Origin of the sequence: Brachyspira hampsonii 30446 (genome assembly GCF_000316195.1) — a bacterium.
GTDB classification, from domain to species: Bacteria; Spirochaetota; Brachyspiria; order Brachyspirales; family Brachyspiraceae; genus Brachyspira; species Brachyspira hampsonii_C.
Window position 1 is genome coordinate 651,976 of record NZ_JH994111.1, and the last position, 13,064, is coordinate 665,039.

The 13,064-nt window shown below is 28.9% G+C and carries 11 protein-coding genes; 6 read left to right on the forward strand and 5 right to left on the reverse strand.

Annotated features, from left to right (window positions below; all coding sequences use genetic code 11):
• The first annotated feature begins 107 nt into the window (after positions 1 to 107).
• From galK to A966_RS07765, 4 genes are all read left to right on the forward strand, one after another.
• A complete protein-coding gene (gene galK, locus A966_RS07750; protein ID WP_008724320.1) occupies positions 108 to 1,289 on the forward strand; it encodes a galactokinase in 1,182 nt (393 codons plus the stop codon).
• 560 nt (positions 1,290 to 1,849) lie between these two features.
• Positions 1,850 to 2,954 (forward strand): peptide chain release factor 2 gene (prfB, locus tag A966_RS07755; RefSeq protein ID WP_141709348.1). Its coding sequence is split into 2 segments (ribosomal slippage): positions 1,850 to 1,921 and positions 1,923 to 2,954, totalling 1,104 coding nucleotides; the frame shifts between segments, so codons are not numbered across the junction.
• Positions 2,955 to 3,072: 118 nt separating this feature from the next.
• Positions 3,073 to 3,654 carry a hypothetical protein gene (locus A966_RS07760; RefSeq protein ID WP_008724323.1) on the forward strand — a complete coding sequence of 194 codons (582 nt, stop codon included), beginning with the start codon at positions 3,073 to 3,075 and terminating at the stop codon, positions 3,652 to 3,654.
• Between the two features lie 127 nt (positions 3,655 to 3,781).
• Positions 3,782 to 4,354, forward strand: a complete 573-nt coding sequence (locus A966_RS07765; RefSeq protein WP_008724325.1) for a hypothetical protein — start codon at positions 3,782 to 3,784, stop codon at positions 4,352 to 4,354.
• Between the two features lie 52 nt (positions 4,355 to 4,406).
• Here the strand turns inward: A966_RS07765 and pgsA are convergent, their stop codons facing one another.
• The 5 genes from pgsA to A966_RS07790 form a co-directional block, all read right to left on the reverse strand.
• Positions 4,407 to 4,961 carry a CDP-diacylglycerol--glycerol-3-phosphate 3-phosphatidyltransferase gene (gene pgsA, locus A966_RS07770; protein WP_008724327.1) on the reverse strand — a complete coding sequence of 185 codons (555 nt, stop codon included), beginning with the start codon at positions 4,959 to 4,961 and terminating at the stop codon, positions 4,407 to 4,409.
• 25 nt (positions 4,962 to 4,986) lie between these two features.
• The gene (locus tag A966_RS07775) at positions 4,987 to 6,003 is read right to left on the reverse strand and encodes a DUF4340 domain-containing protein (protein WP_008724330.1); all 1,017 of its coding nucleotides are present in this window, start codon (positions 6,001 to 6,003) and stop codon (positions 4,987 to 4,989) included.
• A 50-nt stretch (positions 6,004 to 6,053) separates the two neighbouring features.
• Positions 6,054 to 6,779 (reverse strand): ABC-2 transporter permease, encoded by a 726-nt coding sequence (locus A966_RS07780; protein ID WP_008724331.1) that lies wholly within the window; start codon positions 6,777 to 6,779, stop codon positions 6,054 to 6,056.
• Complete coding sequence (locus tag A966_RS07785) at positions 6,780 to 7,727, reverse strand: ABC transporter ATP-binding protein (RefSeq protein WP_008724333.1); 948 nt, start codon at positions 7,725 to 7,727, stop codon at positions 6,780 to 6,782.
• A gap of 247 nt (positions 7,728 to 7,974) precedes the next feature.
• Positions 7,975 to 9,102: an ABC transporter ATP-binding protein gene (locus A966_RS07790; protein ID WP_008724335.1), complete on the reverse strand. Its 1,128-nt coding sequence runs from the start codon at positions 9,100 to 9,102 to the stop codon at positions 7,975 to 7,977.
• 409 nt (positions 9,103 to 9,511) lie between these two features.
• Here A966_RS07790 and A966_RS07795 point away from each other — a divergent pair, with 409 nt between their 5' ends.
• Both A966_RS07795 and feoB read left to right on the forward strand, forming a co-directional pair.
• Entirely contained in the window at positions 9,512 to 10,372 is an 861-nt protein-coding gene (locus A966_RS07795; RefSeq protein ID WP_008724337.1) for a DMT family transporter, read from the forward strand.
• Between the two features lie 133 nt (positions 10,373 to 10,505).
• Positions 10,506 to 12,995, forward strand: coding sequence for a ferrous iron transport protein B (gene feoB / locus A966_RS07800; protein WP_008724339.1), 2,490 nt, complete (start codon positions 10,506 to 10,508; stop codon positions 12,993 to 12,995).
• The last annotated feature ends 69 nt before the right edge of the window (positions 12,996 to 13,064 follow it).

Below are 13,064 nucleotides of genomic sequence, written 5' to 3' on the forward strand. Positions count from 1 at the left end.
TATATTTTTAAAATAAAATATTATTTTTTTATAATAACTATTATTTATACTATTGATTTTTTTTTATTTTATGATATTTATAACAGATAATTTTTGAGAGACTTAGTATGATACCTAGATTACATTTAAAAATAGTAGCAAGATTTAGAGAAGTTTTTGGGCATAAAGGCGATACAAAGCTTTATTTTGCTCCGGGAAGAGTTACAGTTATAGGAGAGCTTATAGATTATTCAGATGGGGATACTATAACTTCTGCTATAGACAGAGGAACATATATAGTAGCTAGAAAAAGACCTGATAATAAAGTGAATATATATGCCCATTCTTTTAAAGCTAGAAAATCATTTACATTAGATGATTTAGAAAAGAATAAAGAAGATGAGTGGGCTATTTATTTTAAAGGCGTTTATTCTGTACTTTTAGAAAAAGAATATAAAATACATGGTATGGATATATTTGTATATACAGATTTACCTTTTAATACCTCTTTGGCATCATCAAGCTCATTATGTGCTTGTTTAACTTTTGCTGCTTTAGATATAAACAATATTAAAGATGTTGCTCCTATTGAAATGGCAAAATTATCTTATGAAGGCGAAATTAAATATGCATCTCATAGAACATCTTTAAGCGATCATGTTACAATATTTTTAGCCAAAGAGAATACTTTATTTTTCTTTAATATGAAAACACTTAAATATGAATATTTTGATTTCAATTTAGGTGATTACTGTATGGCTGTTATTAATAGTAACAAAAAAAGAACTTCCAGCGATGGGGAGTATAATGCTAGAAAAAGAGAATGTGAAAATGCATTAAAGAAACTAAAAGAAAAGAAAAGTTCTTTAAAATCATTGTCTGATTTGAAAGTTAAAGATGCTGATTTTATTAAAGAAACCTTGCAGAACAAGGAGCAAAGAAGGGCATTATATGTTTCTGCTGAGCAGGATAGGGTTAATCAGGCAGTAAAAGCTATTAAAAAGGGTTCTGTTAAAGATTTAGCTAATTTGATACTTAAAACTCATGACGGTTTGAGTAAATTATATGAAGTTTCCACTGCAGAATTGGACATTTTGGTTGAAGAGGCTATGAATATGGATGGTGTTTTGGGAGCTAGAATGATAGGTACAGGTTTCGGCGGCGGTGTTTTAATGTTTCTCAAAAAGACTGAAGTTGAAAATGTTATAGAAAATTTATATACGCGTTATAAAGAAAGAACTAGAAGAGATGCTGATGTTTATATATTAAAATTATCAAGCGGAACTAGAATTTTACCTACAGAAGAGTAATTTTTAATAAAAAATATTTATTTTAAGTATTATATTTTTTGTAGTGTTATATATTATAAATATAGCATTTTTGTATTATATAGTTAATTTTAATGTATTAATATTTTTATATTGTAAAACAATTAGATATAAACGAGCAGATTATAACTTTAGTTGTAATACATTTTCAGCGAGTTTATATCGTAAAGGGTAGCCGAGATATAAACGGGCAGATTATAACTTTAGTTATAATCTATTTTCAGCGAGTTTATATCGTAAAGAGTAACCGAGATATAAACGGGCAGATTATAATTTTAGTTGTAATACATTTTTAGCGAGTTTATATCGAAACAATAGCCGAGATATAAACGGGCAGATTATAATTTTAGTTGTAATACATTTTTAGCGAGTTTATATCGAAACAATAGCCGAGATATAAACGAGCAGATTATAACTTTAGTTATAATCTATTTTCAGCGAGTTTATATCGAAACAATAGCCGAGATATAAACGAGCAGATTATAACTTTAGTTATAATCTATTTTCAGCGAGTTTATATCGAAACAATAATAGGACATTTTATGACATTATCAGAAATTAAAAGTATAGTATCTAATATTAAAGAACAATCAGAAATATTAAGGGGGTATCTTTGACCCGGATTCTATTTATAAAAGAGTTAAAGAGATAGATGAGATATCAGCCAAAGATGATTTTTGGAATGATAATATATCAGCTCAGAAACTTATGAAGGAGAGAATGCTTCTTCTTGATAAAATAGAGCCTGTTGAAAATTTGATAAAGAATTCCAATAATATATATGAATTGGTAGAAATGGCTATAGAGTCAAATGATACTGAAATGGAAAAAGAATTAGAAGCGGAATGCTTAGAACTGCAGAAAGTTTTTGATGAATTAGAAACAAAGAATTTATTTTCAGGAGAATTTGACAGTAAGAATGCATATTTAACTTTGAATGCAGGTGCCGGCGGTACTGAGAGCTGCGATTGGGCTTCTATGCTTTCAAGAATGTATGTAAGATTCTGCGAAAGACATGGGTTTACTGTTGAAACAACCGATGAACTTCCCGGAGATGAAGCAGGAATAAAACAAATAAGTTTTTATGTTCAGGGGCTTTATGCTTATGGGTATTTGCGTTCAGAGATAGGGGTGCATAGGCTTGTAAGAATATCTCCTTTTGATGCTAATGCTAAAAGACATACTTCATTTGTTGCGGTTAGTGTTATGCCGGATATAGATGAAGATATCGAAGTAGAAATAAATCCTGCTGATTTAAGAATAGATACTTACAGAGCCTCCGGAGCAGGCGGACAGCATGTTAATAAAACTTCATCAGCTATTAGAATAACTCATATACCAACTAATACAGTTGTTCAATGTCAGGCAGAAAGAAGTCAGCATAATAATAAAGATATGGCAATGAAAATGCTTAAAGCTAAACTTTATCAATTAGAAAAAGAAAAATTGGATAAAGAAAAGCAAAAAATAGCAGGTGAGAAAACCGATATAGCTTGGGGAAATCAAATAAGAAGCTATGTTTTCCAACCTTATCAAATGGTAAAAGATTTAAGAACGGGATGTGAAAGCGGAAATATGAACTCTGTAATGGACGGAAATATAGATGAATTCATATCTGCATATCTTAAACAGCAAATAAAAAAATAAAATTATGCTATATTATATAATTTTATAATCATATCATATAAATATGATTATGCTACTTGTTGACATTTTTTTACATAAATAGTATATTGTAAAAAGAAATAATAAAGCGGAGGATATTATGTTAAAAAAGGTTACACTTGTATCTCTTATGATGGCTGTTTTAGTTGTTGCTGTACCTAAGAAAGCTGAAGCTGCTTATTCAGACGGAGCTGCGATAGGAGCTTCTTTATTTTTTGGATATCCAAATCAAGGTTTAACATTAGTAGGTCAATTTGACGGAGTACCTTTGATGTTTGGTGTTCAAGCTGTAGCAAATGTATTTAATGATGGTTATCAATATTTTGGTATTGGTTTAACTATGGATTGGTGGGGACTAAAAATACCTTTGGGTAAAGCAGGGGAATCTGATGTTCATTTCTATTTAGGACCTGGACTTGCTGCTGACACTGCTTTTGGTTCAGATTATTGGTCAATTAATGCTGGTTTAAGAATGCCTATAGGTTTTTCATTCTTAATTAAAAATCAATGGGAGATATTCTTGGAACCTGCTCCAGTGGTTAATGTTTTGCATGCTGATAGTTATGGCGTATCTTTGTTAGGTTTTTATCTAGGAGATACTGATGACAGACATAGAAATCGTTGGAATATAGGACATTTCTTACATTTGACATTCCAAGTTGGATTTAGATATTGGTTCTGATATTATTAGTTTAGAATATTTACAGCTCCGTTATTTTATAGCGGGGCTTTTTATTTTGATTATAATTTTTCACTTTTTTATATTATTTTTTATATTTATATAAAGTAAATAATTAGGTTTTGTTTATATGTTAAAAAGAGTAATAATTTATAGTTTATGTTTTTCGATTTTAATTTCTTTTTTCTCTGCCTCATCTAAACTATATGCAGATTATCCCAATGGTGCTGCGGCAGGATTTTTTTTGAGATTCAGTTTTCCAAGTCAGGCTTCTTTAGGAGTAACAGGTAAAATCGATAATTTTCCATTGATGTTTAGCGGCATATTAAATATAGGAATATCAAGTAAGGGATGGGCTTGGTTTGGTCTTAGTGCCAATGCTGATTGGTGGGCTTTAAAATATAATATAGGAAAAGCAGGTAATTCTGATGCTTGGCTTTATTTTGGTCCTGGAGCTGAGGCTGTTGCAGAGTTTGGAAATAATTATTGGAATTTAGGTTTAGGTTTTAGGCTTCCTTTAGGAGTTTCTTTTATAGTTGATATGGATTGGGAAATATTTTTGCAGGTTTCGCCAGGGCTTAATGTAATATCTATAGGAAGTGACGGCTTTGGAACTTTTGGCTGGTATCCTAGTCATACGGGTTGGACTTTTTCTAAATTCTTCAGATTCTCAGGAGATTTCGGATTTAGATATTGGTTTTGATTAATATATAGAAGGCTATTCTCAAATAATATAAGAATAGCCTTTTACATTATTATTTATTTGATTTTCCTGTTATTAAAGGCATATAATCAAAGAATGAATATATTGTTATTATTGTAACAACTAATAAACTGTAGTATGTTATTTGATCATAAGGAAGAGATATTTCTGTATGTTTTAATATTTTTATGAGAAATATTAAAACTACAGCAGCAGCTCTCGATGCAGTTTTAAGTTTGCCGCTGAATTTAGCAGCAACAGCAAAACCTCTTAATCCGCCTAAAATTCTTATAAACATTGAAAACATATCTCTATAAAGTGAAATTATATACATCCATATAGGCATAGAACCTTCATAAAGAAATATTGTAAACATAGTTATATGAAATACCGTATCAGCAAAAGGGTCAAGCACTTTTCCTAAATCACTAACAATATTAAATTTTCTAGCCATAGCTCCGTCTAAAGCATCTGTGATTTCTAATATTATGAGAAATATCAATGCTAATACTGCACTTATCATGGAATTGTAAAAGTACAGAAATATAACAAGAGGTGATAAAACTATTCTGCTAATGCTTAGTAAATTAGGTATTTGCTTTTTCATAATTTACTCCTGTATTTATTAAAATTTATTGCTGCAAATTTTCATCTAATCTCATGGCATCTTCTTCCATATAAGGATTATTTTCATCATTCATTTCTTTTTCATCATCTTCAGTTTTTATATAATAACTTCTGTCACGCATAGCAGCCGAATATATATTATAGTCTACTTCGTATATTATACCGCTTTTAGGTTTAACATATACTCTGTTATCATTATTATCATATACTAATTGATACTGAGTTTGAGTGTTATCTTCCATGTATATAGTAATAGTTGCATCAGGTATTCTGAATAATCTATTTAAATATTTCAGCATATTCTCATCATATACAAAACCTATAGCTTTAACCAATGATAATGTTTCAAAATCTCTATATGCCTTATTTAAATTGATTTCTTCATCTACTCCATCAACAATCCAATTAGTTCTATTTTCTTTTATGATAGTATTTGTATAATCTCTTATATTGCTCTCTGTTTTTACTACAGAATCAATATAAATAGTTTTATCAAATATTTGCTTATCTCTTAGCATATCAATAGTTTTCTTTAATGCTTCTATATAAACAAGCTCTACACTGAAATATTCATCATTATATTTAACATAATATTTTTCTTCATCTGCAGTTTTATTTCCAACAAGTACTTTATATTCTTTATTGCCTTCCCAAACAGTGAATTCATTGCTTGGATTTTCCAAACCAAATGAATCTAATTCAGCAAGATTTGTTATTGTAGTATCTATATTCAAAGTATTAAAGTTTTTAACATTTGCAAATGCCTCTAACTGATCTATTTTATAATTGTTAGAAGGAGATACAACTTTCCAAGTTTCATCTATTTTTTCTACGATAATAGGTTCTTCGCTATATTTTAATTCATATTTAGTAACATTAGTTTCATTAAGTTCAAAAAGCTGTTTTCTAGGTTTATTTGCCTCTATTTTTTCACGGCTTTTTTTAGTTGTTAGAAATGCTGTAACACTTATTACTGCTAATGCTATAAGTAAAACTATAATTTTTGTAACACTTTTGTTCATTTTATTCATCCTATAAGTTTATAATTTCTTTTAATTTTTAATATCGTAAATTATTTTCTGTTTTCAAGCATAATATTTGCTAAATATATGAATATTACTGTAACTGATAGAAAGTATATAATATCTCTTAAATCTAATACCCCTCTTGCTATATTAGCGAAATGATAATCACCGCTTATTACCTCTATAAAATTAACAGAAGCAGGGAAAAGCAAAGTTAAATATCTTAAAAACATATTTAAAGATATCATAATTGCAAGCCCTACAATTAAAGCCACTATTTGATTTTTTGTAGTGGAAGATGCGAATATTCCTATAGCACATAAAGACATAATAAGAAATACGCTTCCTATATATCCTGCAATAACAGGTCCTATATCTAATCTTCCTAAAAAACTTAATGTAATAGGGTAGAGTATAGTAGGTATTAAAGCGAAAAGCATAAATATCACTGCTGAAAAGAATTTTCCTAGTATAATTTCCAAAGCAGAAACTGACTGAGTGCTTATAAGCTCATAAGAACCGCTTGAAAACTCACTTGATAGTAATCCCATAGTTATAGGAGGAATTATCAAAGAAAGTATTAAAGGCAGAATGCTGAAAAAATCCTGCATGTCATTTTGCTGAAGTATAAAAAATCTTGAGAAGAAATATACTCCGCTCACTATTAAAAATATTGCTGAAAATATATATGCTGTAGGAGAAAAGAAAATATGTCTTAATTCTTTTTTTAATATAACATTAGATTTATTTATAGTATAACTTATTGACTGCACTTATTTATCTCCTTTTGTTAATGTATGGAATACTTCTTCTAAATTTTCTCTTTCTCTAAACATTTCATATATTATCCAATCTGTACTTTTTATGAAAGCATAAATTTTTTCTCTAGGCTCTTCATCATTAGAGTATATTGTAATATCTTTTAAATCTCCGTTATCTTCTGCTTTAACATCATAAACATTTTCTATTTTTTTTAGTTTTTCTATTATTTTACTATCATCATCGCTAGTTTTAATAGATAATTTTATTCTTGAAGATATTTTATTTTCTTTGCCGTTATTTAGAGTTAAATGTTTAGGGTCAGCATCTGCTATAACATTACCCTGATTAATAATAATAGCCCTAGAACAAGTAGCCTCAACTTCACTTAATATATGAGTTGATATAAGAACAGTTTTTTCTTTACCAAGCTCTTTTATAAGCTCTCTTATTTCTACTATTTGATTTGGGTCAAGTCCGTTTGTAGGCTCATCTAATATAAGTATTTTAGGATCATGTATTATAGCTCCTGCAATACCGACTCTCTGTTTATAACCTTTAGAAAGCTCTCCGATTGACTTTGATATAACATCTTTAAGGCTGCATGCCTCTACAACATATTTAAGTCTCTCATTTAATCTGCTTCTTTCAAGCTCCTGAATTTCAGCCATATAAACTAGATAATCAAATACACTCATATCATCATAAAGCGGTGCTGATTCTGGTAAGTATCCTATAACTTTTTTAACTTCTCTTTCATTATTTAATATGCTTTTCCCGTCAATAATTGCATTTCCGCTTGTAGGTGAAAGGTAGCATGTTAGTATTCTTAAAGTAGTGGATTTTCCTGCTCCGTTAGGTCCTAATATTCCTACAATTTCTCCTGCATTTATTTCAAAACTTACGCCTTTTAAAGCATGAAAATCGCCGTAGTATTTGTTTAAATTTTCTACTAATATCATTTTATTCCTTTATATTTTGTATATTGCTAAAAATTAAATCATTATTTAAAATTATAATCTAAAAATATATAAGTAGAAAAACATTATAAGATATATAAAGTAAAAAAACAATTATAATTTATATTATACGGTGAAGATTTATTTATTAAAAAATATAAAAAAATTATATTATTTTATTCATTGAAACCAAGCAATACTATATTTTATATTATATAAATTGCTTATCTTTTATATGAAAAATAATTTTTTAAATATCATATTTTTTAACCCCTTTTATAAGGCTTTTTTCCATATCCATTGTAAATACATTAATTTTATTAACATTAGGTTTCAAAATTATTATTTCATCTTTTTCATACATTCTTTCTGTGTATGATGAATCTTGAGAATATTCTATGCCTGACTGATTAGGAATAATTTCATTATCATTAAAATGCAGTAAATAATTAGTATATTTTCCAAGAAAAGTCTTAGATAAAATTTTAGCTTTCATACCTTCTTCATTTTCAGAATTAATAAAAAATTCTTCAGGTCTTATACCTACAACAACTTCATCACTGTCTTTAACATCTAATAAATTATTCATCTTCAATTTGTATCCGCATCTGAATAAAATATATGTATCATTTCCTTCTATTTTTATGCTGGCATAGAATAAATTTGAATGACCTATAAAGGTAGCAACAAATACATTATAAGGTCTTGTATAAATATTTATAGGACTTCCCACCTGCTGTATAATGCCGTTTTTCATTACAGCTATTCTGTCAGATATGGCAAGTGCTTCTTCCTGATCATGAGTAACATAAATAGTTGTTATGCCTATTTGTCTTTGTATATCTTTTATTGCACTTCTCATTTCTATTCTTAATTTTGCATCTAAATTAGAAAGAGGTTCATCCATAAGTAAAACATTTGGAGTTATAACTATCGCTCTTGCTAAAGCTACTCTCTGCTGCTGTCCTCCTGATAATATTTCAGGAAGTCTGTGCTGATATTCTTCTATTTTTACTGTATGCAGTATTTCATCTACTTTTTTCTTCATAGATTCTTTATTTTCTTTTCTTAGTTTTAATCCGTATTCAACATTCTCTCTGACAGTCATATGAGGAAATATTGCATAGTTTTGAAATACCATACCGATATTTCTTTTATGAGCTGGGATATTATTGATTACATCTTCATCAAATTTTATTATTCCGCCTTCTATTGTATTAAAGCCGGCAATCATACGCAAAAGTGTAGTTTTTCCGCATCCTGAAGGACCAAGTAAAGTAAAAAATTCTCCGTTTTTTACCTCTAATGAAAGATTAGGTATTATTGTAAGCTTATCATAGCGTTTCACTGCATTTTCAATAGATATGGATACACTCATTATAATCTCCTTTCTTATAATGTAACAGCTAGAATACATAATTAACTAAAAGCGAATCAGAATTATATTTTTTAGTTTATATTTACTATAGTATAAAGCATATTCAATAAATTACCATAATATGAAATTATAACTATAGAATTTTTTTAATTAATGACAAATAAATATTCATTTGATAATTTTTTAATTTTATTTATTATTTTTTATATAATAATAAAGATTAATTCTATAAATTAAATTATAAAAAATAATGCAGTTATTTATATTGATTTATTAAAAATATTATATATGATTACTAATCATAATTAGTTTTAGGGTTAATATATGCATTGATAATTTATTTTATTTCATTAATTTCAAACAATATTCAAATACTTTATTCTAAATTTTTTATTTACAGAGGGTTTCAATGTTAAATGTTTTACTTGTTATAATAGGCTCTATTGCTTACGGGTTTTTACCGATTTTTGTTAAAAATATTATAGCATATAATTATTCTTCACTTTCAATAGTTTTTTATAGATATTTTCTTACGGCAATTTTTTTATTTATAATTATTATAGTTTCAAAGAAGAGTTTTAAAATAACAAAAAGACAGTTTATAGAGTTATTAATATTTAGCATTACAGGTCTTGGACTTACATTTTTCTTTTTATCTAAATCATTATTATATATATCTGCGGGTTTAAGCAATATGATACATTTCGGATATCCTGTTATAGTTCTGCTTGTAATGATATTTATGTTTAAAGAAAATGCTAACATATTAAAAATTCTTTCTATAGTATTTGCCGTTATAGGAATAGTAATGCTTACTCAGGTTGTAGAAGTGGAATCGTTTTTGGGAGTAATATATGCATTAATAACTACTGTGACTTATGGTTCTTACATAGTAGCTAATAAGAGATGCAGTTTTTCTGAAGTTGATACCATAGTTTCACTTTTTTATATGTCATTATTTGTGTCTGCATCTTTTTTTATAGCAGGAATGTTTACAGGTTCTTTGCAGGTACTTAATAATTTATATGTGTTTGTAAATTTTGCTGTAATATCTTTAGTATGTACAATATTTTCTCTTGGTCTTTTACTTTATGGAGTTAAAAAATTAGGGTCTTCTCTTGCATCAATACTTAATATGTTTGAACCGACTACTACTGTTATTGCTTCTATTTTTATATATAAAGAAGAGCTGACAGTTAATATTATTATAGGATCTATTTTAATAATACTCTCTACCATAAGTATGGTGATAGGAAGTAAAAATAATTAATAATTTTCTATTTTTTTGTGTAATAAAATAACAAAAATATATTTTCTCTATTGACAATTTTATTTTCAATGTTAGAATATACAAACAATTTGTAAATATATATTAATTTTCTATTTTTGAAAAAGGAGAAAATATGAAATTAACAGAATTAGATATTGAAGAAGGTTTTGTTGTTGATAAAGTAGCCACTGACGGTGAAATTAGACAAAGAATTATAGAAATGGGATTTACTCCGGGAGCAAAGGGTTGGGTTGTTAGAAAAGCACCTTTAGGAGATCCTATACAGGTTCATATTATGGACTATGAAATTTCTCTTAGAAAATCTGAAGCTAATGGTATAGAAGTTGCTAAATCAAATGTTGAAATAAAAAAAGAAAGAGTATTAAAGCCTATAGAACATAAAGAAGTTAAAGATGAAGATGATGCTTTAATAGAAAGTAAAAGGGATATAGAAAAGAAAACAAAAGTTCCTTCTAATAATACCAAATTTAAAATAGCTTTAGCAGGAAATCCAAATTCCGGAAAAACAACTATATTCAATGCACTAACCGGTGCTAATTATAAAGTTGCTAATTACCCAGGTGTAACTGTAGAGAAAAGACAGGCTAATATGCTTTATAATGGCTACACTTATGATTTAATTGATTTACCGGGTGTTTATAGCTTGAGTGCTTATTCTCAAGATGAGGTAGTTGCCTGCGATGTGCTTCTTAATGAAAAACCTGATTTTATAATAAATGTTATAGATTCTACAAATTTGGAAAGGAATCTTTATCTTACATTGCAGCTTGTAGAATTAGGTATTCCTATAGTATGTGTTCTTAATATGTATGAGCATGCTGAAAAAAATGGAGTTCATATAGATGAAAAGAATTTGAGCGAGCTTTTCAAATTTCCTGTGATGAAAGTTCATGGAAATAAATATGAAAGCGTTGTTAGAATATTAGAGAAAATAGAGCAGATGCATACTTCTGGAAATAAGCTTCATAGAGATTCTGCTATAAGATATGGTGAGGAAGTAGAAAACTCTATAAAAAATATTGTAGATACTATGCATGGTGATATAAGCGAGATTCATAAAAGATGGCTTGCTATTAAAACTTTAGAAAAAGACGAAAGAGCTATTCATTCTATAAGAAGAGAATGCAATAACGGCGGAGAGGTAATAGAAGTTTTAAATAAGGAAATAATTAAATTAGAAACTTCTATGAATGCCAAAACAGATTCTATAATGGCTGATAAGAGATATTCATATATAAGAGGAGCTTTGCAGGAGGCTGTTCATAAAGATAATATACAGGCATTCAATTTTACAGAGGCTGCTGATGTAATATTTTTAAATAAATGGCTTGGACTTCCAATATTCTTAGTTGTATTATGGCTGATATTTAAAGTAACATTTACGGTAGGGGCTTATCCTCAAGGCTGGCTTGAAGCTGGAATAGGTGCATTATCTGGTTTTGTAGGCAGTTTGCTTCCTGAGGGCAGTTTGATACAATCTGTTGTTGTTGATGGTATTATAGGCGGAGTAGGTGCGGTATTATCTTTCCTTCCATTAGTATTGATATTATTTACAGGAATTTCATTCTTAGAGGACTGCGGTTATATGGCTAGGGCTGCTTTTCTAATGGATAAAATAATGCATAAATTAGGGCTTCATGGTCAGTCATTTATACCTTTATTTTTAGGTTTTGGATGTACAATTCCCGCAGTTATGGCGGCTAGAACATTAAGGAGTAAAAAAGATAGGGTAGTAACTATATTGATTACTACATTTATGAGCTGCGGTGCAAGACTTCCTGTTTATATATTATTTATTGGTGCTTTCTTTGCTCCTAAAATGGCTGCTTCTGTGATGTTTAGTATATATATGATTGGTGTATTGATGGCTTTTATAATGGCATTTATATTTAGAAAAGCATTTTTCAAAGGAGAGGAAACTCCTTTTGTAATGGAACTTCCTCCATACAGGATACCAAGAGCTAAGGCTGTATTAAGACATATGTTTGACAGAGGCTGGATGTATATTAAAAAAGCTGGTACTTATGTGTTTGCTGCTTCTGTTATAATATGGGCTTTAATGACATTCCCTCAGTACAAACCTACAGATGAAGATAATGCAAGACTTATGCAGGAAGCTAAATCATTGGCTATTAGTCAGGGATTAGATGCCAATGATGAAGAGGTTATTACCGCTGAATATGATAGATTAGTTGCTTCAGAAGGTTTAAGAAATAGTTATGCTGGAAAAATAGGTACATTTATAGAGCCTGTATTAAAGCCTTTAGGTTTTGATTGGAGAATAGGTATCGGACTTGTTGCTGGAGGTGCTGCCAAAGAGGTATTAGTTTCTACTATAGCACAGATTAAATCTATAGAAGACGGAGATGAGGCTGTACTTACAGAATCATTACAGAATGACCCTGTATTTAATCCTATAGTGGCATATACATTACTTCTTTTTGTACTTCTTTATTTCCCTTGTTTTGCTGCAATTGGGGTTATAGGGGCAGAGATTGGTAATAAATGGATTCCTTTCTTAGTAATTTATACTTTGTCTGTTGCTTGGATAGTGAGCTTTGCTTTCTATCAGATTGCAGGAAGAATAGCGGGTATTATATAGTTTTGCTACATTATGATAGTTTTTTAATATAGTGTTTAGTCCAAGGCTTTGTTTAATCAAAGTCTTGGG